The organism is Kocuria marina (assembly GCA_014652975.1).
GTDB classification, from domain to species: Bacteria; Actinomycetota; Actinomycetes; order Actinomycetales; family Micrococcaceae; genus Kocuria; species Kocuria marina.
In genome coordinates, this window is the sequence record BMZV01000004.1 from 155,801 (window position 1) to 177,392 (window position 21,592).

At 67.5% G+C, this 21,592-nt stretch carries 24 protein-coding genes and 1 other RNA gene; 11 read left to right on the top strand and 14 right to left on the bottom strand.

The window, feature by feature from the left end:
• Nucleotides 1-681 (bottom strand): sigma-70 family RNA polymerase sigma factor, encoded by a 681-nt coding sequence (locus IE157_RS10210; protein ID WP_131332656.1) that lies wholly within the window; start codon nt 679-681, stop codon nt 1-3.
• Nucleotides 682-891: 210 nt separating this feature from the next.
• On the opposite strand from IE157_RS10210, the gene IE157_RS10215 reads away from it, so the two are divergent.
• Genes IE157_RS10215 through hisN form a run of 4 tightly spaced genes read left to right on the top strand, consistent with a single transcriptional unit; the run spans nt 892 to nt 4,717 of the window.
• Nucleotides 892-1,428, top strand: coding sequence for a DoxX family protein (locus IE157_RS10215; RefSeq protein WP_193519892.1), 537 nt, complete (start codon nt 892-894; stop codon nt 1,426-1,428).
• Between the two features lie 17 nt (nt 1,429-1,445).
• A complete protein-coding gene (gene aroA / locus IE157_RS10220; protein ID WP_193519893.1) occupies nt 1,446-2,786 on the top strand; it encodes a 3-phosphoshikimate 1-carboxyvinyltransferase in 1,341 nt (446 codons plus the stop codon).
• Between the two features lie 4 nt (nt 2,787-2,790).
• On the top strand, nt 2,791-3,906 hold the full coding sequence (rsgA, locus tag IE157_RS10225) for a ribosome small subunit-dependent GTPase A (protein WP_064845831.1): 1,116 nt from the start codon (nt 2,791-2,793) through the stop codon (nt 3,904-3,906).
• A 4-nt stretch (nt 3,907-3,910) separates the two neighbouring features.
• On the top strand, nt 3,911-4,717 hold the full coding sequence (gene hisN, locus IE157_RS10230; protein ID WP_145006332.1) for a histidinol-phosphatase: 807 nt from the start codon (nt 3,911-3,913) through the stop codon (nt 4,715-4,717).
• A gap of 74 nt (nt 4,718-4,791) precedes the next feature.
• Here hisN and IE157_RS10235 read toward each other — a convergent pair whose 3' ends face one another.
• Both IE157_RS10235 and ssrA read right to left on the bottom strand, forming a co-directional pair.
• The gene (locus IE157_RS10235) at nt 4,792-5,592 is read right to left on the bottom strand and encodes a DUF4190 domain-containing protein (protein ID WP_145006329.1); all 801 of its coding nucleotides are present in this window, start codon (nt 5,590-5,592) and stop codon (nt 4,792-4,794) included.
• Nucleotides 5,593-6,130: 538 nt separating this feature from the next.
• Nucleotides 6,131-6,498: a transfer-messenger RNA gene (gene ssrA / locus IE157_RS10240) on the bottom strand.
• A gap of 389 nt (nt 6,499-6,887) precedes the next feature.
• Here ssrA and IE157_RS10245 point away from each other — a divergent pair.
• Nucleotides 6,888-8,630: an ABC-F family ATP-binding cassette domain-containing protein gene (locus tag IE157_RS10245; protein WP_193519894.1), complete on the top strand. Its 1,743-nt coding sequence runs from the start codon at nt 6,888-6,890 to the stop codon at nt 8,628-8,630.
• A gap of 10 nt (nt 8,631-8,640) precedes the next feature.
• On the opposite strand, the gene smpB is transcribed toward IE157_RS10245, so the two are convergent.
• Both smpB and prfB read right to left on the bottom strand, forming a co-directional pair.
• Complete coding sequence (gene smpB, locus IE157_RS10250; RefSeq protein WP_035964713.1) at nt 8,641-9,129, bottom strand: SsrA-binding protein SmpB; 489 nt, start codon at nt 9,127-9,129, stop codon at nt 8,641-8,643.
• Nucleotides 9,130-9,238: 109 nt separating this feature from the next.
• Nucleotides 9,239-10,357, bottom strand: a complete 1,119-nt coding sequence (gene prfB / locus IE157_RS10255) for a peptide chain release factor 2 (protein WP_193519895.1) — start codon at nt 10,355-10,357, stop codon at nt 9,239-9,241.
• Nucleotides 10,358-10,438: 81 nt separating this feature from the next.
• Here prfB and IE157_RS10260 point away from each other — a divergent pair, with 81 nt between their 5' ends.
• Both IE157_RS10260 and IE157_RS10265 read left to right on the top strand, forming a co-directional pair.
• The gene (locus tag IE157_RS10260; RefSeq protein ID WP_145006320.1) at nt 10,439-11,611 is read left to right on the top strand and encodes a glucose-1-phosphate adenylyltransferase family protein; all 1,173 of its coding nucleotides are present in this window, start codon (nt 10,439-10,441) and stop codon (nt 11,609-11,611) included.
• A gap of 27 nt (nt 11,612-11,638) precedes the next feature.
• Nucleotides 11,639-11,800: a hypothetical protein gene (locus IE157_RS10265; RefSeq protein WP_156523380.1), complete on the top strand. Its 162-nt coding sequence runs from the start codon at nt 11,639-11,641 to the stop codon at nt 11,798-11,800.
• 436 nt (nt 11,801-12,236) lie between these two features.
• Here the strand turns inward: IE157_RS10265 and IE157_RS10270 are convergent, their stop codons facing one another.
• The 7 genes from IE157_RS10270 to IE157_RS10300 are packed head-to-tail and all read right to left on the bottom strand — an operon-like array spanning nt 12,237 to nt 17,023.
• Nucleotides 12,237-12,809, bottom strand: a complete 573-nt coding sequence (locus tag IE157_RS10270) for a pilus assembly protein TadG-related protein (protein ID WP_231885500.1) — start codon at nt 12,807-12,809, stop codon at nt 12,237-12,239.
• An 8-nt stretch (nt 12,810-12,817) separates the two neighbouring features.
• Nucleotides 12,818-13,276 (bottom strand): hypothetical protein, encoded by a 459-nt coding sequence (locus IE157_RS10275; protein WP_231885499.1) that lies wholly within the window; start codon nt 13,274-13,276, stop codon nt 12,818-12,820.
• Nucleotides 13,254-13,664, bottom strand: coding sequence for a TadE/TadG family type IV pilus assembly protein (locus IE157_RS10280; RefSeq protein WP_064845826.1), 411 nt, complete (start codon nt 13,662-13,664; stop codon nt 13,254-13,256). The genes IE157_RS10275 and IE157_RS10280 overlap by 23 nt, the downstream gene beginning before the upstream one ends.
• A complete protein-coding gene (locus tag IE157_RS10285) occupies nt 13,636-13,860 on the bottom strand; it encodes a hypothetical protein (protein ID WP_094067118.1) in 225 nt (74 codons plus the stop codon). The genes IE157_RS10280 and IE157_RS10285 overlap by 29 nt, the downstream gene beginning before the upstream one ends.
• A gap of 42 nt (nt 13,861-13,902) precedes the next feature.
• Nucleotides 13,903-14,847 (bottom strand): type II secretion system F family protein, encoded by a 945-nt coding sequence (locus tag IE157_RS10290; RefSeq protein ID WP_193519896.1) that lies wholly within the window; start codon nt 14,845-14,847, stop codon nt 13,903-13,905.
• Complete coding sequence (locus IE157_RS10295) at nt 14,844-15,701, bottom strand: type II secretion system F family protein (protein WP_193519897.1); 858 nt, start codon at nt 15,699-15,701, stop codon at nt 14,844-14,846. The genes IE157_RS10290 and IE157_RS10295 overlap by 4 nt, the downstream gene beginning before the upstream one ends.
• A complete protein-coding gene (locus IE157_RS10300) occupies nt 15,698-17,023 on the bottom strand; it encodes a CpaF family protein (protein WP_241180774.1) in 1,326 nt (441 codons plus the stop codon). Before IE157_RS10300 ends, IE157_RS10295 begins: the two co-directional genes overlap by 4 nt.
• Before the next feature lie 341 nt (nt 17,024-17,364).
• Here IE157_RS10300 and IE157_RS10305 point away from each other — a divergent pair, with 341 nt between their 5' ends.
• From IE157_RS10305 to IE157_RS10320, 4 genes are all read left to right on the top strand, one after another.
• The gene (locus tag IE157_RS10305) at nt 17,365-17,859 is read left to right on the top strand and encodes a VOC family protein (RefSeq protein WP_193519898.1); all 495 of its coding nucleotides are present in this window, start codon (nt 17,365-17,367) and stop codon (nt 17,857-17,859) included.
• Between the two features lie 10 nt (nt 17,860-17,869).
• Nucleotides 17,870-18,619 carry a MerR family transcriptional regulator gene (locus tag IE157_RS10310; protein WP_193519899.1) on the top strand — a complete coding sequence of 250 codons (750 nt, stop codon included), beginning with the start codon at nt 17,870-17,872 and terminating at the stop codon, nt 18,617-18,619.
• Between the two features lie 7 nt (nt 18,620-18,626).
• Nucleotides 18,627-19,634 carry an IS481 family transposase gene (locus IE157_RS10315; protein WP_318281433.1) on the top strand — a complete coding sequence of 336 codons (1,008 nt, stop codon included), beginning with the start codon at nt 18,627-18,629 and terminating at the stop codon, nt 19,632-19,634.
• A gap of 279 nt (nt 19,635-19,913) precedes the next feature.
• Nucleotides 19,914-20,156: a hypothetical protein gene (locus tag IE157_RS10320; RefSeq protein WP_193519900.1), complete on the top strand. Its 243-nt coding sequence runs from the start codon at nt 19,914-19,916 to the stop codon at nt 20,154-20,156.
• 212 nt (nt 20,157-20,368) lie between these two features.
• Here IE157_RS10320 and IE157_RS10325 read toward each other — a convergent pair whose 3' ends face one another.
• Both IE157_RS10325 and IE157_RS10330 read right to left on the bottom strand, forming a co-directional pair.
• Nucleotides 20,369-20,860, bottom strand: coding sequence for a DUF2304 domain-containing protein (locus IE157_RS10325; RefSeq protein ID WP_193519901.1), 492 nt, complete (start codon nt 20,858-20,860; stop codon nt 20,369-20,371).
• 13 nt (nt 20,861-20,873) lie between these two features.
• The gene (locus IE157_RS10330) at nt 20,874-21,539 is read right to left on the bottom strand and encodes a glycosyltransferase family 2 protein (protein WP_193519902.1); all 666 of its coding nucleotides are present in this window, start codon (nt 21,537-21,539) and stop codon (nt 20,874-20,876) included.
• Nucleotides 21,540-21,592 lie beyond the last annotated feature (53 nt).

Below are 21,592 nucleotides of genomic sequence, written 5' to 3' on the forward strand. Positions count from 1 at the left end.
CTAGCCTCGATCCTTCGCTCGTGCGCCGTCCTTGGTCTTCTTCTGGACCTTGGACGTGTCGAATCCTCGTTCTTGGGCGTAGTCGCCCAGTTTCTCGCGCAGAAGCTTGCGGCCACGGTGCAACCTGGACATCACGGTTCCGATGGGCGTGTCCATGATCTCGGAGATCTCCTTGTAGGCGAATCCCTCCACGTCCGAGAAGTACACCGCCAGACGGAACTCCTCGGGCAACTCCTGCAGGGCTCGCTTGACGTCCGAGTCCGGCAGGTGGTCCAACGCCTCCGCCTCCGCAGAACGCAGTCCCGTGGAGGTGTGCGACTCCGCTCGGTGCAGCTGCCAATCCTCCACGGTGTCCGTGTTGGCCTGGCGCGGTTCGCGTTGCCGCTTGCGGTACAGGTTGATGTACGTGTTGGTCAGGATCCGGTACAACCAGGCCTTGAGATTGGTCCCCGGCTTGTACTGGTGGAATGCGGAGAACGCCTTGGTGTAGGCCTCCTGCACTAGGTCCTCGGCATCGGACGGGTTGCGGGTCATGCGCAATGCCGCGGCGTAGAGCTGGTCCACGTACTGCATGGCGTCGCGTTCGAAACGCTCACGGCGCTGCTGCGTGGTTTCCGCTCCGGCGGGCACCTCTTCGGGGTGTTCCACCGGATGGGAATCGTGAGTTCGCTGATCGTTCATCACGTCCCAGTCTAAGGTGGGGGCCGTCATCCTCCGCCGTCACCCACTTCCCTGGTCGTTGCCGAGTGTTACGTCACATATGTGGCGCTTCTGTACACCGTGGATAACACGCACGCGCCGTGCGAGTATTCCCGGCGGCGGCGCGAACTCGGGCCGATAGGATGGCTACAGTGCGTACCCGGAGATGCCGGGGCCGTAAGGAGGAGAACCATGAGCATTGTTCGTCGTCTCGCCCGCCCGCTGCTCGCCACCGGTTACATCGCCGGGGGCGTCAACGCGTTCCGCAACTCGTCCGCTGCCGCGAAGCAGTTGGACCCGGTCCTCAAGGCCCTCGAGAGCGCCGCCCCGCAGGTGCGCCCCGTGACCGCCAACCGCGCTCAGGTCGCACAGGGCATCGCCGCCGCCCAGGTCGTCGCGGCGTCGCTGCTCGCCGCGAGCAAGCTCCCGCGCCTGTCGTCCACCGTGCTGCTCGGCACCACCGCGCTCAACGGCTACACCCAATACCGCTCCGCGGACGCGAGCACCACCGAGGGCAAGGCCGCCCGCCGGTCGGACCTGCTCAAGAACGTGTCCCTGCTGGGTGCCGTGATGATCGCGGCCGTGGACACTTCGGGCAACCCGTCCCTCGTGTGGCGCGCTAGCCACCTCGCCGACGATGTCCGCAAGAACGCGGTCAAGGTCGGCAAGGACACCAAGAAGAAGCTGGAGCAGGCCGAGAAGGTCGTCCAGGACGCCGTTTCCAACTAGGAGCACCGCGCCACGTGATGCCGAGCAACGGCGAACCGCAAGCCCTGGATGCCGCTCACTGGCGGGCCCCCTTCTCGGAGGGGGCCGCCGTGAGAGGCACGGTGGCCGTCCCCGGTTCCAAGTCCCTGACCAACAGGTATCTGGTCCTCGCGGCCCTCGCGGATGAACCGTCCGTGCTGCGCAAGCCGTTGCACTCGCGTGACAGCAGGCTCATGATCACCGCGCTCGAGCAGTTGGGCGCGGTGATCGAAGCGCTGCCGGACCCGGGGCCGTTCGGTCCGGATCTGCGGATCACCCCCCTGCCCCGCGCGCATACCCTCACCGGGCCCGTGGCCGTGGACTGCGGTCTTGCGGGTACCGTGATGCGCTTCGTCCCGCCCCTGGCGGCGCTATGTTCCGGGGTCGTGGATTTCGACGGCGACGCCGGAGCGCGCGTGCGTCCCATGGGTCCCGTGATCGCGGGGTTGCGCGAGCTCGGCGTGGCCGTCGAGGGCGACGGCCGGGGCACGCTGCCGTTGCGGGTCGTCGGCACCGGATCGGTGACCGGGGGCACCGTGACGATCGACGCGAGCGGCTCGTCCCAGTTCGTCTCCGCACTACTGCTCTCCGCGGTGCGCTTCAACTCCCCGCTCGTACTGCACCACGAGGGCGGCTCCGGTGTGCCCTCACTACCGCACGTGGACATGACCGTGTCCGTGCTGCGCGACGCCGGTGTGGCCGCCGAGCGCATCGGTGACGCCGCGTGGCGGGTCAGCCCGAGCGACGTCGCCGGCCTGGACGTGACCGTGGAACCGGACCTGTCCAACGCCGGACCGTTCCTGGCGGCGGCCGTGGTCACGGGCGGGACCGTGAGCATCCCCGACTGGCCCGCCCACACCACGCAGGGCGGGGATCAGTGGCGGCGGATCCTGCCCCTGTTCGGCGCGGACGTCCGTGTGCAGGGCAGCACGTTCACCGTGACCGGTCCGGACGAGATCGCCGGGGTGGACCTGGATCTCTCGGAAGCCGGCGAGCTCGCGCCCACCGTGGCCGCGATCTGCGCGCTAGCCACCGGCCCCTCCGTGCTGCGCGGTATCGCCCACCTGCGCGGGCACGAGACCGATCGGCTCGCCGCGTTGAGCACCGAGCTCAACGCGCTGGGTGGGAACGTGGAGGAGACCGCGGACGGACTTCTGATCACCCCCGCTGAGCTGCACGCCGGAGTCTTCCACAGCTATCACGACCACCGCATGGCCACCGCGGGAGCCATCCTGGGCCTGCGCGTGTTCGGGATCCGGGTGGAGAACGTCGCCACCACCGCCAAGACGCTTCCCGATTTCCCGGGCATGTGGGACCGCCTCGTGCGGCGGGGTTCCTGACGCAGTGGCCCGCAGGACCTGGGACGAGTCCGACGTCCGGATCCGCGCGAATAAGCGCGGCTCCCGCCCTCGCACCAAGCAGCGACCCACGCACGAGGACGCCGTGATCGTACGTGTGGTGGCCGTGGACCGCGGCCGGTACACGTGCGTGGTGGGAGAGGACGAGGAACAACCGCGCACGGTGACGTGCGTGCGCGCCAAGGAGCTGCGGCGCCGGCCCATCGTGCCCGGGGATCTCGTGGGCGTCGTGGGTGACGTCACCGGTGCCCCGGACACCCTGGCACGCATCGTGCGGATCGAACCGCGCGCCACCGTGCTGCGTCGCAGTGCCGATGACACCGATCCCGTGGAACGCGTGATCGTGGCGAACGCGGACCGGCTCGTGCTCGTGCTCGCGGCGGCCTCTCCCACCCCCCGCACGGGATTCGTGGACCGCGGGTTGGTGGCGGCATGGGACGCGGGAATCACCCCCGTGGTGTGCATGACCAAGTCCGATCTGGCCGATCCCACGGAGTTCCTGGACTACCTCCACGATCTGGACGTGATCACCCTCAGCACGCAGCGCGCGACCGACCGCGGCGAACGACCCGAGGCCGGCATCCACGAGCAGTCCCTGGCCGTGTCCCCCGATTCCCTCGAGCGGTTGCGGTCGTTGCTGGACGGTCATGTGAGCGTGTTCCTGGGGCCCTCCGGCGTGGGCAAGTCCACGCTGGTCAACGCCCTCACGGGAGCGCAGCGGGCCACCGGCGGCGTCAACGACGTCACGGGCCGTGGCCGGCACACGTCGTCCTCCGCGCGCGCCCTCACGGTGCCCGGAACCCGCCCCGGGACCTGGGTCGTGGACACCCCCGGGATCCGTTCCCTGGGTCTGGCCCACGTGCCCGAGGAGGAACTGCTCAACGCGTTCACCGACCTGGTCCCCGCCACCGCAGACTGTCCTCGCGGGTGCCTGCACACGGAGGATTCCCCCGGGTGCGCGCTGGACGCGTGGGTGCACCGCCCGGGGGCCTCCCCGGCGGCCCCGCAGCGGCTCGAATCGCTGCGCAGGTTGCTCGCGGCGTCGCGCGGGCAGACACAGCGGGGGGACAGCGAGAAGCAGCTCGGACAAGCGATAACGTAGACGCATGCGTGCACCCAGCAGTTACACGGACGACCTCCGCCTGGCCCACATCCTCGCGGATTCCGTGGACGGGCTGACCATGAAACGGTTCAAGTCCCAAAACCTCACCGTGGAGACCAAGCCCGATCTCACACCCGTGACGGACGCGGACCGCGAGGCCGAACAGGTGATCCGCGCGCAACTGGGGCGCGTACGGAATCGGGACGCCGTGATCGGCGAGGAGTTCGGGACCACGGGTTCGGGCGGCCGCCAGTGGGTCATCGACCCGATCGACGGCACCAAGAACTACGTGCGCGGCGTACCCGTGTGGGCCACGCTGATCGGTTTGATCGAGGACGGTGAGGTGGTGTTGGGCGTGGTGTCCGCGCCGGCGCTCAACCGCCGCTGGTGGGCCGCCGCCGGGTCGGGGGCCTTCACCGGGCGCTCCCTCTCGCAGGCCACGCGCTTGTCGGTCTCCTCGGTCAACCAGCTCTCGGACGCGTCGCTGTCCTACTCGTCCCTGAGCGGATGGCGGGATCTGGGTGTGCGCGAGCAGTTCATCGAGCTCACCGATTCCGTGTGGCGCACGCGGGCCTACGGCGACTTCTGGTCCTACTGCATGGTCGCCGAGGGCGCGGTGGACCTCGCGTGCGAACCCGAACTCAACCTCTACGACATGGCCGCGCTCGTGCCCGTCGTCACCGAGGCCGGCGGGCGTTTCACGTCCCTGGCCGGGCAGGACGGTCCCTTCGGGGACAACGCCCTGGCCAGCAACGGTCTCCTGCACGACGCCGCTCTGGACGTCCTCGGTACCCGCGCCCCCCAGGACTGAACGAGCCCGGTGTCACGTGCGTGACACCGGGCTCGTCCGTCTCATCCGAGGGGCGGGGATCACCCGCGGGGACCTCAGGAGTTCAAGGAATCGTTGAGGGCGTTCTGCACGCACTCCTGGTACGCGGCGTCGCTTCCGGCCACCGCGAGGTCCATGCAATCGGCGGCCTGACCGAAGACCCAGGCGAACAGCACGGCCATCAGGATGCCTCCCAGCAGCGCGAGTGCGGAGAGTACGATGCCCACGACCGCGAGTGCCGGGGAACCACGGCGCGACTTACGGATCTTGACCACGCCGATGATGCCGAGGATCAGGCCCACGAGGCCCAGTACACCGCCCAGACCGGCAAACCAGAACGTGAGGATGCCCAGGATACCGAGCACCAGTGAGGCGATGCCCAGCCCGCGGCCCGGCACCGGAGCGTAGGGGTTGTCGTAACCCCCCTGGCTGTACTCGTTCTGGTAGTGCGTGGGGTAGCCACCCTGGGTGTCCTGGCCCTGGACGCCGTAACCCTGGTGGGGGTAGCCGCCGGCGCCGTAGCCCTGGTTGCCGTAGCCATGATTGCCGTAAGCCTGGTCGCCGTAGGACTGCTGACCGGACTGGCCGTACTGGTCGCCACCGCCGTACTGGTTGGAGGCACCGTACTGGTCGCCACCGCCGTACTGGCCGGTGGCGCCGTAGCCGTCGGCCTGGGAGGCGTTGTTTCCGTAGCCCTGGCCGCCCTGTTGAGCGGACGGATCGCTGTACTGGCCGTACTCGGGCTGCTGCGTCCCGCCCGCACTCTGAACCCGGTCGTCGGAGTACTGACCGTACTGCGGCTGGTCCCGGTGGGAGGCCGAGGACGAACCCGACTGATCGTTGGACCGCTCACTCATGGAAGCGCCTACCTCTCGGTTTCGATGATGGGTTTCCGGCTCAAGTCTTCCACATCGCGCCGGGAACACCGGGGACGCCCCAGCCGCCCCTTCCGGCCGCCTTGAACCACTGTGCTGCACCACGCACATTGACCGGCCGGTACACGGTTTTATCGCAGCACACATGTTCCCGGGGCGCGGGCGTGGGTCCTGGCCCTCGTTCCATGTGCGGACTGCACAGGCCCGGGCCCACCGCTGTGAAGTGCGGAAGGCCCCCGCCAGGGACCTTGCGCTCCCAGGTAAGGTCTCGGCCCACCTCACCGCACTTCTCCACGCCTCACTGCACCGCAAAGATCTTCAGGCGGACACAGCCCAGGTCCGCCGGGCTCCCGTGCTTGCCCCGCCGAACGCGGACCCCTGGACACAAATATGTCCCGATAACGCACCCTCAGGCATCGGCCACGTGCTTTTTCGGGGCACAGATGTTGCCGGGCTCAGGCAAACAGAAAGACCCTGAACCGTTGGTTCAGGGTCTTTCTCACATCCTGGGACAGGACGACGGTGGAGATGGGGGGAATTGAACCCCCGTCCGATGCAGCATTGTCAGGGCTTCTCCGGGTGCAGTGTGCTTACAGGTTTCTCAGTTCCGGCCATCTCGCACACGAGTGGCCGCCGAACTCAGTTACGTAGAAGTCCCACGAACGCCCGTAACCTGCGTCCGCAGCAGTGACCTTCTAGCTGATGGCAGGATCCAGGTCGAAGGTGAACCTGGGCTGCCAGACTGCTGTCGCTACTTACGCAGCGAGAGCGAAGTCAGTGCGCTTGGATTTGGCACTTATTGTTTTACAGAGAGCGTTTACGAGATAACTCTGCATCCTCGACCCGCTTCCCCTGTCTCAACTCACATCGTCGAAACCGATCATCCCCGTATTCATTTTTCAATGATCTTCCACGTGCCTGCGACACTTACAGATCCGCCCGCGCGTGGACACATAAGAATACGCCCGCCCGGGCCGAACCGTCAACTCGCCGTGGGCCCCTGAACCCCCGGCCCCATGCACCGACCCACTCATGCGCCGGACCTCAACCACCGAGCCCCCTCACGTCGGACCCCGCGACCCCCAAGGCCCAGGCTCCGGGAACAGGCTCGGAGAACGGCGAGCCCTCACGGCCCGCGCTGACACCCCCGGTGCTGCACCACCCTGGACCTCCCCCGCGGGATGCCCTAGGGTGTAACGCATGTTCCGATGAGCCATTCGACCTCCCCGCGCCCGTGGCCGCTGCCCGGCGGGGATCCCGGCTATCCGAGGACACCCATGGCTCATCCCCCGCATTCCCCCGCCACCCCCAATACGGCCGCGCACCTCCGCGTGTCCGGCGTCTCCGCCTCCTACGGCTCCCACCGGGTGTTCACGGACATCAGCTTCTCCGTGACCGCGGGTGATCCCACGGGTCTGATCGGAGAGAACGGTTCCGGCAAGAGCACCCTGCTGCGCATCATGGCGGGCCTGCGCGCGCCCGACGCCGGTGAGGTCCGTGCCGTCGGCCCCGGCGATCCGCTGCGCGTGGGCCTACTGCACCAAGAACCCCCCTTCGCGCCGCCCGACACCGTGGCCCAGGCCGTGGAGTCGGCGGTGCGGGCCGTGCGGGACGCAGCATCCGCCGTCGACCGCGCAGCTGACGCCCTCACCCGCGCCCCGGAGGACGAGGGCGCCGCCACCGCGTACGCCGCCGCCCTGGACACTGCCGAACGGGTCGACGCGTGGGACGTGGACACCCGCATCGACGTCACCCTGGACGGGCTCGGCCTGGGAAGCGTGGATCGCGACCGGCCCACGGGCGCCCTGTCCGGCGGACAGCGCTCACGGCTGTCCCTGGCCTGGCTGCTGCTCTCCACCCCGGACGTGTTGCTGCTCGACGAACCCACGAACCACCTTGACGACGCCGCCACGAACTTCCTGCGCGCGACCCTGCGGTCGTGGCACGGACCGGTGCTGCTGGCGAGCCATGACCGCGCATTCCTGGACACCGCCGTGAGCTCGCTCGTGGACCTGGACCCCGCACCCCGACCGCATGCCGTCACCTCGGATCTTGTGGGTGACGGCACCGGGACGGGCATCGGCGTAACCCGCTTCGGCGGCACCTATTCCCAGTACGTGCTCGCCCGCATGGATGCCCGCGAGCGCTGGGAACGCACGTACCGGGACGAACAGGCGCAACTGAAGAAGCTACGGGCCGCGGTCAGGGAGCAGCAGAGCGTGGGCCACGCGAACTGGACCCCACGCTCCGAGACACGGATGGCCGCGAAGTTCTACGCGGACCGCAACGCCACCGTGATCTCGCGCCGGGTCAACGACGCCCGCACACGCCTCGCCACGCTCGAGGAGGAGCAGATCCGCAAGCCACCCCGGGAGCTGTTCTTCCAGGGGCTCACCGCGGGTTTGTCCGGATCGGAGGCCGCACTGCACCGCACGGGTCCGGTACTGACCGCCTCCGCGGCCGAGGTCGCGGGACGGATGGCATCCGCGTCCCTGACCGTGAGCGCGGGTGAGTCGTGGCTCATCACGGGTCCCAATGGCGTGGGCAAATCTACCCTGCTGAGCCTGTTCGCCCGGCGACTGGAACCCACGAGCGGTTCCGTGCACGTCGCACCCGGCATACGCGTGGGGTTACTGGATCAGGACTCTACACTGCCCGGCGCCGACCCGGGGCACACGGCGGCCCATATCTACCATGAGCTCGTGGGAGAGGATCGCGCGGAGACCGTTCCCCTCGGGACGTTCGGTCTGCTGGCCGGGCGGGACGAGAACCGGCGGGTCGGTGAGCTCAGCGTGGGACAGCGGCGTCGGCTCGCCCTGGCGGTGCTGCTCGCGGACCCGCCGCACGTGTTGTTGCTGGACGAGCCCACCAACCACTTCTCACTCGTGCTCGCCACGCAGCTCGAGGCGGCGGTGCCCGACTACCCGGGGACCGTGCTCGTGGCCTCCCACGACCGCTGGTTGCGCAGGAACTGGACCGGCCAGCACCTCGCACTGGAGGGACCGGCCGGGACGCCGTGAGTCAAAGGGCTCAGCCGCGCATGTTGCGGTAGCGCATGGCGCGCTGGGCTTCGCGGTTGTCCTGCTTCTCGCGCAGGGTCTGACGCTTGTCGTACTCGCGCTTACCGCGGGCCACCGCGATCTCCACCTTCACGCGCTTGTGGTCCACGAAGTACAGGGACAGCGGGATGATGGTGTAACCGGCCTCGCGCGTCTTGCCCGCGATCTTGTCCAGCTCGGAGCGGTGCAACAGCAGCTTGCGCCGCCGCCGCGCGGAATGGTTGGTCCACGAGCCCTGCAGATACTCCGGGATGTGGGCGTGTTCAAGCCACAGCTCGCCGCGGTTGTCGAACTGGCAGAACGCGTCCACCAAGGACGCCCGCCCCATGCGCAGCGACTTCACCTCGGTCCCCATGAGCGCCAGACCAGCCTCGTAGGTGTCGTAGATGTTGTAGTCGTGGCGCGCCTTCTTGTTGTTGGCCACGATCTGGCGGCCGTCATCAGCGTTCTTCTTGGCCATCGGCCTGTTCTTCCTTCACCGGGTCTCGCCGGGGACGACGCCGCTGTCCCGGCCCGGGTGCGCGGGGCACCTGCCGGGCGCGGTGGCGTCGTCGTGCGGCGTGGAACCCTTAGTCCTCGTCGTGCTGGCGGGCGTCCGCGCGCCAGCGAATGCCTTCGTCGATGAACGAGTCGATCCCGCCGTCGAACACGGAACTGGGATTGCCCTCTTCGTAGTTGGTGCGCAGATCCTTGACCATCTGGTAGGGGTTGAGCACGTACGAGCGCATCTGGTCACCCCAGGATGCCTTCACGTCCCCCGCCATCTCCTTCTTCTTGGCGTCCGCCTCCTCCTGGCGCAACAGCAGCAAGCGGGACTGCAGCACACGCAGCGCGGACGCGCGGTTCTGGATCTGCGACTTCTCGTTCTGCATGGACACCACGATGCCCGTGGGGATGTGGGTCATGCGCACCGCGGAGTCGGTCGTGTTCACGGACTGACCACCGGGACCCGAGGAGCGGAACACGTCCACCTTCAGCTCGGACTCCGGGATCTCGATCGTGTCGTCGGACTCGATGAGCGGGATGACCTCCACCGCGGCGAAGGACGTCTGGCGCCGCCCCTGGTTGTCGAACGGGGAGATCCGCACGAGCCGGTGCGTACCCGCCTCCACGGACAGGGTCCCGAACGCGTAGGGCGCCTTGACCTCGAACGTGGCGGACTTCAGACCCGCCTCTTCCGCGTAGGAGGTGTCCAGGACCTTGGTGGGGTATCCGTGACGCTCCGCCCAGCGCAGGTACATGCGCATGAGGATCTCCGCGAAGTCCGCGGCGTCCACACCACCGGCACCGGAGCGGATGGTGACCACGGCCTCGCGCTCGTCGTACTCGCCGGCCAGCAGGGTCTGGATCTCCAGTTCGGACAGCGCCTTGCGGATGGACTCGAGCTCCACGGCCGAGGCGTCCCGGGTCTCCTGGTCGTCCTCGTCCTCCGCGAGCTCCACCATGACCTCGAGGTCGTCGATGCGCCCGTGGATCTTGTTCAGCCGGTCCAGCTTGCTCTGCGCGTGCGAGAGCTGCGAGGTGACCTTCTGGGCCTCGTCCGGGTTGTCCCACAGGTCCGGGGCCGCGGCCTGCTCGGACAGGACGGCGATCTGCTTCTTCATGGACTCGACGTCGCTGACCGCCGCCACGGAGTCGTAGATGGCTCGGAGGGCACGGATTTCTGCAGCGTAGTCAATGGAGGCCATGACACATCACTTTACGTCATGGCCCCCCGGGTCCGTGAGTCGGTACGATTGCCTGCGACCCCGCTGCTGAGGAGCCCGCCGATGGAACGCCCCACCGTACTCGCACTCATCCTGGCGGGAGGCAAGGGGTCTCGACTGGGCACCCTGACCGATCACGTGGTCAAGCCCGCGCTGCCCGTGGGCGGCACGTACCGCTTGATCGACGTGTCCCTGTCCAACCTGGCGCACTCGCGCATCCCCGACGTGTGGATGGTGCAGCAGTACCTGCCCCACGACCTCAACGCCTACATGGCCGGCGGTCGCCCGTGGGACCTGGACCGCTCCCACGGCGGGCTGCAGATCCTGCCGCCGTACGAGGGGTCCCACGGCGAGGGTTTCGCGAGCGGCAACTCGGACTCCATCTACCGCCAGAGCACCATCATCCGTAAGGCGAACCCGGATCTGGTCCTCGTGCTCTCCGCGGACCACCTCTACACGATCGATTTCCGGTCCGTGGTGGACACCCACCTGACCAAGCGCGCTGATCTGACCATGGTCACCACCGAGGTCCCCGAGGATCCCTCCCGCTACAGCGTGGTGCGCACCAATGAAGTCGGCCAGGTCACCGAGTTCGCGTACAAGCCCGAGGAGCCCAAGGGCAACCTTGTGGCCGGTGAGATGTTCCTCTTCTCCACGGACGTGCTTCTGTCGGCGCTGGACACCCTGCAGTCCGAACTGGGCGAGCTGGGCGACTACGGCGAGGACCTCATCCCCTACGTCCTGGAACACCACCGGGTGGTCGAGCACCGGCACCTGGGGTACTGGATGGACCTCGGGACCGTCCAGTCCTACTGGACCGCGCAGATGCAGCTGATCGACGGTGACGGCGCGACCCTCGACGATCCCGCATGGCCCATCTGGAGCGGCCAGGTTGCTCTCCCGCCCGCATTCATCGCCGACGACGCCGCGGTCTCCCGCTCGTACGTGGCCCCCGGGGCGCGGGTGGCTGGCACCGTGGAACACTCGATCATCGGCCAGAACTGCGTGATCGAGGCCGGGGCCGTGGTGCGCAACTCCGTGCTGCTCGACGACGTGCACGTGGGGCCCACAGTGGAGCTCATCAACGTGGTCGCCGATTCGGGTGCGGACATCACCGGCGGTTCGCAGCGCGGTTCCGCGCAGCACGTCACGGTGATCGACCGCACCGGTACCGTGAGCCAACGAGAAGCGTTCGACACCTCCGCGGTCCTGCCGCGGAACCATGAGCAGTACTGATCGCCTCCTTCGAAAGGTCGTCTTGTCATGAGCCGTTCCCGATCCACCCTGGGCCCCGTGCTGCGTCAGGTGCTGCGCTCCACCGTGCGCCGTCAGGCCACCCGCCGCCTCATCGGCGTGGTGCCTCCCGTGGCCGCATACCGCCGGGTGGCCACCGCCCGTCGCTTGCTGCGTATGCTGCGCCGCTGAGTCACGTCCACTGCAATGTGGCGAAGGCACGGCCGGGAATCTCCCGGCCGTGCCTTCGTCATATCGGTGCTTCGTTCAGTGCGGTGCATCACGCGTAGCGTTGCCGTGCTCCTAGCGGTGCGTGGTTCATAGCGACACCTCGCTTGTAGCGGGGCCTCGCTAATGGCGGAACGTCACTCGTGACGGCACCCGTCATCGGGCCGTTTGGGGCATCGGGCCCAGGCGCAGGATCAGGAGGCCCACGGACACCGAGGGAGCACCGTCGTGCTGGACGACGGCCCAGGAGGTTGCGCGTGCGGTGTCGGTTGTGGTGGTCGGAGCATCGGTCATGGCAGTCCTACTTATCACGGAAAGTCACTCCGCCAGTGACGCGTCAACGGTACACAACACGTCACCTGTGAAACCGCTGGTCAGACGGCAAACCGGGTGAGGTGAATCACCGCTGCATGACGGCTCGCGCGTCCCCCGTGGCGCTGATCGGGACACCCGCTGGGATGAACACGTTGACCACCGGCGGATGCACCACGGCCGAGAGCGTGACCTGGGCGGTCGTCCCGTCCGCCGATCCCGTGGGCGCCGCGAGGGACAGCCCGCTGACATCGTGGAAAGCCCCCACGGTCCCCAGGTAACTCGTGGCCGAGGCGGCCACCGCCCCGTTCGTGAGGATGGGTGTGGGCGGACCCGAACCGGAGCGGTCCACGTTCGTGAACGTGTCCGCGGCGGCCCCCGCCGCCCGATCGGCGAGCGATTGAAGTTGCCGCTCCCCCACGTACACGCTGGTGATCGCCATGACTGTGACCACCAGGAGCAGAGTCACCAGGGCGAAACCGATCAGCACGATCGTGGTCTGACCGGAGTCAGGATCCTCGGGGTTCGCACGATGCGGTTCATCGCGGTCCTGACTCGTCCCCTGCGCCGGGCATTCGTGTGGCCGCGGCCCGTCGAGGTCGTCGATCTGCGCAGTCGCGATACCGATGAAGAGCCGCATCACGTCGCGGCCGGATAGCATTGCGCGCATCATGAGTACCGCCCCGCGATCACGGTGACGTCCGAGGACAGCGTGGCGATCCTGGCTGTGACGAACCCCGGCATCAAGGGGAGTTCCACAGTGACGGTGGCGTGAACCCGGGCCACCGAACCGGGTGTCTCACATGTCCCGTCCGAACAGCTCACCGTCACAGCGAGGTCCCGCGGGTCGAAACCGTGATCCTGGGCCGCAACGGCGGCGACGTCGTGCACCCTTACGCGGTTGAGGTCTTTGGCCTCGAGAACGGACACGGCCTGAGCCGCCTGGTCCGCCGCCGCGACCACGGCGAGCGAGCCCGCCTGGACCCGGGCCACCGTGACCACCAGGTACATCACGGGCACGAGCAATAGCAGGCCCAGTCCGATGAACTCCACGATCGCGCTCCCCCGGTCCGGATCGTCCCCGGAACCGCGCCGCGCGAGGACCTCACGAATCCATGTCGACCGCATGCCCACTCACCTCCAGCGCGCGCGGCGGGCCCAGCGTGGCCACGACCGGTAGGGGCGAGACCACACGGATCTCGACCGCCGGCAGTGACCCCACGCTGGTACGGGACACGGAGATGTCCCGCGCATAATTCGCGCCCACGGTGTCGGTGATGATCCCGCGCGTGCGGGCGATGCCGTCCTCGTCGGTGCGGTCCGCGAGGCTCGCGTACCGGGCCCCGGCCGCGGCGGCGTCGATCAGGGTGTTGCGCACGTGCAGCGCGAATCCGACCTGCAGAATGAGGCCGAACAGCACGATCGCGAGCGCGAGGACCATGACGTATTCGGCCACCGCGTTGCCGGCGTCCAGGTCGAGCGCGGGGTCAGAGGCCCGAGACGCGGTTGATGGCATCCTGGAACAGCCCCTCCAAGGCGGGCCGGGCGATCAGCAACAACCCCGCCACCAGCACCGCGGACATGAGCGTAAGCATGACCCAGCCGGGTACGTCCCCCCGATCCGGGTGGTCATCACTCGGTGCGAGCCGGGCGGGCAGGGAGACGGTCAGCAGCCACACGGTGGCCGCATGACAGCGCATCAGGTGTTTCATGATTTTCTCCTTGTGTAGTCAGTGGGTTCGGGAGCCGATCCGTCAGAACCCCAGGTCCAGCACCGCGAGTCCGGGGAACACCGCGAACATCACGCTCAACGGCAGGATGAAGAACACGACCGGGACGAGCATCGCGATCTCCTTCTTGCCGGCGATCTCCATCAGGACCCGTTTGTCGTGGTCCCGCACGTCCTGAGCTTGGGCTCGCAGCACGTCAGCGAGCGGGGTGCCCCGTTCGATGGCGACGACGATGCCGTCCACGAACCTGCCCAGCGCCACGACGTCGGTGCGCGCCGAGAAGTCCTGCAGCGCCGTCGTCAATCCGGACCCGGCGTGCGTCTGGGCGAGCACCGCTCGGAATTCCCCGACCAACTCGCCCTCCGCGACCCGGCACACCCGTTCGAGCGCGCCTACGGTGCTTTCCCCGGCGCCTACCGCGAGCGCCATGAGCTCTGCCACGGCGGGGAACTCGGCGAGCATGCGCTTCTCCCGGCGCTGGATACTGCGGCTCAAGAGGTAGTTACGCAGCCATACACCGGTCCCCGCACCGAGGACGGCACCCACGGCGAGGATCGCGATGTTCACGTCCGCCCGCAGCACCAGGGCCGTTCCGATCATGCTGCCCACGACCGCTCCGGCCACACCGAAGAGCACCTGTTCGGCGCGGTAGTCCATGACGTCCTTACGGGAACCGTCCCGCACGAGTCGTCGGGCGAGGACGTCCGCGTTGGAGAACAGGGGCGCTGCGCGCTGAAGGATCCAGTGCATGAGGGCGTTGCCCGCCGCACCCGTCAGGGACTGGCCGCGGGAGCGCCGTGAGCGCCAGGGGTTGTCCCCGAGTCCGGCGGAGAGCTCCGCGGCACGCAGTTGCGGGGCGATCCGGTCCGCGAAGCTGGGCGCTCCCACTGCCTTGGCCGCGGCAAGGATGAGCCACAGTCCCAGCGAGAGGACGAGTCCGAGCACCCCGGACAGCACGGTGAGGTTCATCGCAGCACCCTCCGCTCGGTGGGTAAGGCGCCCAGGCGCAGCATGAGCTGGTACGCCAGCACCGAGATCGCGAGCCCGCCCAGGAGCACGGCGGCGCCGGTGGCCGTGTTGTAGGCGCGGACCGCTGCGGGTTGGGTGGCCATGAGCGCAAGGATGAGCCACGGTGCCGCCACGGACAGCCGAGCGGCGTTCACGGTCCAGGACTGCCGGGCTTCCAGTTCACTGCGGGTTCGTTCGTTCTCCCGCAGGAACTCGGACAGGGTGCCCAGCAACTTCCCCAGATCGGTGCCGCCCACCTCGCGGGTCACGCGCAGCGCCTCCACGATGTTGTCCGCCACGGGATCGGCGAGCCGCTGCTTGAGCATGGTCAGCGACCCGTGGAGCTGACCGCTAGCACGGTAGTCGGCCGCGAACTGGGCGAACGCGGGTCGCAGGGGTTCCGGTCCCCGGTACTGCAGTTGCATCAGGGCTTCGGGCAGGCCCATTCCCGCGCGGATCGCGGAGCGCACGTGGTCCACGACGTCGGGCCAGACCTCGCGCAGGACGGCCGTGCGACGTCGTGCGCGCCGTTTGACGAGCCACAGCGGGAGGCACAGTGTCACGAGGAAGACGCACAGGCCGAACACCGCGGCGGACGTCAGCGCCAGGATCAACACCCCCGCCACCAGGGCGAGAAGCAGGCTCAGCCCGATGAACGCCGCGGGTGACAGGCCCGGGAGATCCGCCCGTAACAACAGGGTGGGGAGGTAGCCTGCCCGCGCGTGTTTGGTCCGCGCGGCGGGTGGCCGGGTCCAGCACGACCACCACACGAGGAACACCCCGGTTCCCAGCAGTACTCCGAACAACGCACTCATGGGTCTCGCCGCCCCGTTCGCGACGCGTCGTCCGCGGGCGTGGCGTTGCGGCTGGCATCGTCGGACGCGGTACTCGCCGGAGCGTCGTCGTGAATCAGCGACGCCGGAGAATAACCCGCGCGCGTGAACTTGTGGGCCGAGGGCAGCTCCGAGGCCACCGCGCGCAGGGCACCGTCCTGTAAACGGAAGATCGGGTACGTCTCGATGACGCCGTTCTCCACCCGGTTACCGATGCCCAGGATCTCGGCGACGTACCGGTGACCCGAGGGCGCGCGGTGGCAATGGACGACCAGGTCGAAGCACGAGGCCACGGTGGGTACCACGAACGCGCTACTGATGTTCTCGCCCGCGAGCAGCGGCAGGGTGCAGATCTTGGTCACGGCATCGCGGGCAGAATTGGCGTGCAGCGAGCACATCCCCGGCAGCCCGGCATTCAGCGCGATGAGCATGTCCAGGCTCTCGGCCTCGCGCACCTCCCCCACGACCAACCGGTCCGGGCGCATGCGCAGCGCTTCCTTCACGAGCCGGCGCAGCGGGATCTCGCCCGTGCCCTCGAGGTTCGCTTGGCGGCACTGCATGCCGACGACGTCGCGCAGCGCCACCTTCAGCTCGAAGACCTCCTCGACCGTGATCACCCTCTCCCGCGGGCCGATCGCCGCGCACAAGCAGTTGAGCAGGGTGGTCTTCCCGGCCTGGGTGGCCCCCGACACCAGGATGTTCAACCCGGCATCCACCGCCGCATGCAGGAACTGCGCGGCCTGGGTGGTGAGCGAGCCCAACCCCACCAGATCCTCCAGGCGGCGGGCCCGTGCCACGAACTTGCGGATGTTCACCGCCCAATGCGCCCGGGTGACGTCCGGGATCACCACGTGCAACCGGGAACCGTCCGGCAGGGAGGCGTCCACGAACGGGGAACTCAGATCCAGGCGGCGCCCCGAGGACTTGAGCATGCGCTCCACGAGGGTGCGCACGTGTGACTCGCTCAGCACGAGACTCGTCAGCTCGGATTCGCCGTCGCGGGCGATGTAGATCTCGGTCGGGCCGTTGATCCAGATCTCCTCGACCTCGGGATCATCCAGGAACGGCTGCAACGGACCGTACCCGGCCACCAGGTCCAGCACCGTCTTACGGGCAGCCTCAAGGTCCTGCACCCGCGGCAACCCCGCACGCGCCGAACGCACGTCGTACTCCGCCACCACAGCGGCCACGATCTGACGGGTGGGCTCCACCTCATGCAACGGATCCAACCCGCTGCGCCGGATCTGCTCACGCACATCCGCCTCGATCAACCCGATCGCGTCCTCGGCGACCCCTACGGCCATGACTCCCCCTGGGATTCCTTCGAACCCGTTACCGGCTGGTCAACTCTGCAGGGAACGCTAGGGGAAATCACAGCTGATCGACACGACACGGCACCCGGTCTGTGGATAATCCCGCTGACGTGCACCGATGAACCCGGCCATGGGCGTCATGTTTCGACCCACTATGCAACTGCATCGAGCATGATGGGCATCACACCAATGGGGCAGGACTCGCTAGTTGTTGTTGGCCATGAGGTTGTTGACGGCGTCGGCGCCTCGGCGTGGTCACTGCCAGACATGGGGCTTGGATGTTAGAGCGACGGCTTGACTCTGTCGTAACGTCAACCGACAGGGTGATGTTCATGACTGAGAACGACGGGCCGGCGATTGACCGGTCGATCTATGTGATGCCAATGTTCGTGAACTTCGTGGTCAGCGACCTAGCAGCATCCGAAGCGCTCTATGCCTCGGCGGGGTTCGTGACGCTTGCGACCATCCCGGGGCCGGGCGGTGTGCCGTCGCTTGTGCATCTGCGCCGGGAGAAGTACCAGGACATCCTCATGACCCAGGGCGTAGCGGTGCGCGGGTCAGTATCCGCGTCGTTTGCGGCGGGCGACGTCGACCTCGGGCAAGTCGCTGATCGCCTTCGGTCGGCGGGTGCCGAGGTCGCGGGGCCGCTCGATACTCCGTGGTTCACGACCGACGTCACGTTCACGGACAAGGACGGGAACGCGGTCACTCTGACCGCTCCGCGTGTGGCGGATCAGGCTGCCGCGCAGGCCTGGGCGAGCGATCAGATCACCGGTGACTTCGAGCTGCCCGAGGGAGCAGCCGCCCCGAACTGGAACCAAGGCTGAGGAGAGCAACGTGACGGAGTGGCCGATCAGAGACCTTGCGAAGGCGACCGGGCTCACCAGTCGAACGCTCCGGCACTACGAGCAGATCGGGCTGCTCCTCCCCTCGCGGGTCGCGAGCAACGGATACCGCTTCTACGGAGACGCCGAGATCTCACGGCTCTATCGAATACTGTCGCTCCGCGCGCTCGAACTCCCCCTCGCGACCATCCAACTCGCGCTCGATGACGAGACCTCTCTCGCTGACGCCATCGAAACGCATCTCGGGCTCCTGGAAGAGCGCCGAGACAGAACCAACGAACAGATCGCCGTCGTCCGACACACGCTCGAGACGGTGAAGAAGGGCCAGTCCATGTCCATCGAGGAAGTCTTCGCAGGCGTCGACCAGAGTCAGTACGAGACCGAAGTGCGCACCCGCTGGGGTGACGCGGCGTGGGAGCGTAGCGCTCAGCGACTCGCCGCCATGACCGACGAACAACGGGAAGCCGACGAAAAGAAGAGCCGCGACGTCAACGCGGCGTTGCGGGCCGCGGCCGAGGATGGCGAGGGCCCGAACGGCTCCCGCTTCCAGAGCTTGGTCGCGGACCATCATCGGTGGGTTACGGCGTACTGGGGAGGTAGAGAACCCGACCGTGAGGCCTATACCGGGCTCTCCGAGTTGTATGTGGCCGATCCTCGGTTCGCCGCAACCTACGGCGGTGAGAGCAACGCCGAAATCATTCGCGAGGCAATGCGGATCTGGGGCCGGGCCAACCTCGAATGACGGGTGGATGATGTTTCACCGGAACAGTCTGCTCACCTTGGAGGGCCGCCGCCGACTGATTGAGCGCTGCCAGACGCGGCCGATTTCACACGTCGCGGCCGAGATGGGCCTATCTCGTGCCACGGCCTCGAAATGGGTCAATCGGCACCGAGCCTTCGGCGACGAGGGTCTGCTCGACCGCTCCTCGAGGCCATTGCGGCAGCCGACCGCCACGTCGGGTGCGGTCGTCCGGCGGGTCGAGTGGTTGCGCCGCGAGCACAAATGGTCGGCATCTCGCATCGCTTTTGAACTTGAGCGGGAAGGGGTCTGCCTCAGCCGCAGGACCGTGACTCGATTGCTGGGGCATCTCGGATTGAGCCACCGGCGGTTCATCGACCCGACCGGCGAGACAAACCGCGAACCGCAGCGCATCATTGCCGAGCGACCCGGTCACATGGTCCACATCGACGTGAAGAAGGTCGGCCGGATCCCGGACGGTGGCGGCTGGCGCATTCACAGCAAGGGTAGCCCCCCAAGCCAAAGCGGTCGACCGCGCGAAGCGGCGCGGATCGCGGGCTGGATACGTCTACCTGCATTCCGCGATCGACGGCTACTCGCGACTGGCGTACACGGAAGCCCCCCCCACGATGAGAAGGGCATCACCGCAGTTGAGTTCCTGGCCAGAGCCCGCGACTGGTTCGCCGCCCACGGCATCGTCGCCATCGAACGGATCGTGACCGACAACGGAGCCTGCTATCGCTCGCAGGCATTCGCTGCCGCTCTCGACGGCAGCCGACATCAGCGCATCACGCCCTACACGCCGCGGCACAACGGCAAGATCGAACGCTACAACCGCATCCTCGCCGAGGATTTCCTCTACGCCCAAGCCTGGTCCTCAGAACAGCAACGCCGAGACGGGCTGCTCACCTGGAACCTGCACTACAACTACCACCGACCCCACAGCGCACACGACGGTCGCCCGCCAGCATCCGCGACACCGTTACGCGTCAACAACGTCCTGGCCTCCTACAGCTAGTCCGGCCGAGCTGGTCGCCGCGACGTGACTGAGAGACTTGGTCCTTTGCAGCACGAGCTCCGTGCGGGGCCAACGGCGCAAGTTGAGAATGAGCGTGCGATCCGCCCGCCTTAAGGTGACGCCACCGATGGAAGGAGGGAAGAGTGGCCAAGCACCTGTTTCTGCCTAAGACCCACCCCCCTCTCTCGCTTTTCTCGACGAAACAGGCTCGATCTCCCGAGACGGATTCTTCGCTGTCAGCCTTCTCCTTCACCCGGGCCTCCCCGGGTTCTGCGCAGCATGCAGAAGTACCGAGACCGAACCCACGACTACGGCAAGTTCCACCTCACGGATCTCACCCAGGGCGCCCTCAATACTTACGAGGGCTTCGTGGACACCGTCTTGGCCGACAGCGACTTCCGTTTCTTCTGTTGCGTCGCTGCTCGAGATCCTGCCGACCCGGTGGCACCGTTCGCAGATCCGTGGACGGCCTACCTGAAGCTGTTCGAACGGTTACTCATAGGGGCGATCCGACCGGGATAAATAACGTCTCACAGCGGGACTCGCCGGTTCCCGGTCGCCCAAGGCCCTGCTCGCAAACCATGTCGCCCAACGATGTGGTGTGCCCGATTTCCTGACCGAGAGGAAGACTGCGTGCCTCGGCTTGAGGATGTATGACCATGCCTCCCAGCCCGGCATCGCTGGGCCCGATGTCGGGGAGTAAAATGACTATGTACCGGGTGTGGGCCTCCGGCCTATAGCCCGGTATTTTCTTGCTGTGCGGAACCCGGCCCAGCGGCGTTGTGCCCGGACGAGTACCCCGACGATGGCGCCTCCACCGGCCGACCCAGCGGCGAGGTGTGGCGGAAGGCGCGCACCGAGCGGCGCTCGCCGTGGGCAGTGTCGGGCTCCCAGGGCTTCTCGGTCTCCGAGATGGCGATGTGCCGGGCGATGCGGGTGAGCTTGACCTCCTCCGCACGGCGGTGCTGCGCTGTGGTGTACTGCGTGACCATGAACAGCACCACGAGCGCGTAGAGCACCAGGTCCGTACCACGGCCGATGCCCAGGAACCGCGCGACGTTCGTGACGAGGTCCGGGACCAGGATCGAGATGGCCGCGAAGACGAAGAACGCGACGGCCGCGAGCCGGCGGATCGCCTGGTGCTTGGCGTTGGCCCCGCCGCGCACGAGCGTGAGCGCACCGTACGCCACGGCGAGGATGAGGACGATCTGGACCACGATGGTCATGTGGGGGCTCCCGCTACTTCACGAACAGTTCGGTCAGGATGTTCACACCGTTGAGCAGAGACTGGCCCTTGCCCTTGGAGTACTCCGTGTAGATGATCTCCACCGGGTGCTCGACCCACCGGGGCTGGATCTGCGCGAACTGGTTGACGATCTCGGAGGCGTGGGCCATGCGGTTCTGCTTGAGTTGGATCTTGCCCAGGGTCCCCCGGTCGATGGCCCGCAACCCGTTGTGGGCGTCGGAGAGGTCCATCCCGCTCGTGAACTTGGACACGAACGCCGCGGTGCGCAATACGAGGCGTTTTAGCGGTGAGACCTGCGTGCGGTCGTCCAGGAACCGGGAGCCCAGGACCACCTCGGCCTCACCGGAGCGGATGCGCTGAACCATGTCGTACGCGTCGATCACCCGGTGCTGGCCGTCGGAGTCGAACGTGACCACGCAGTCCATCTCGGGGTCCTGCAGCGCGTACTCGAAACCCGTCTGCAGGGCGGCACCCTGACCGAGGTTGATGGGGTGCTGGACCACCACGGCGCCGGCCTCGCGGCAGATCCGTGCGGAGTCGTCACGGGAGCCGTCGTCCACGCACACCACATGCGGGAACGTCCGGCGGAGGTTCTCCAGAACCTCCCCCACCACCTGGGCCTCGTTGTACACGGGCATCACAATCCACGCTCGACTCACCCGACCATTGTTCCATAGCGCGACCGAGCCACAGGCGTGCCGGCGCCGTCCCA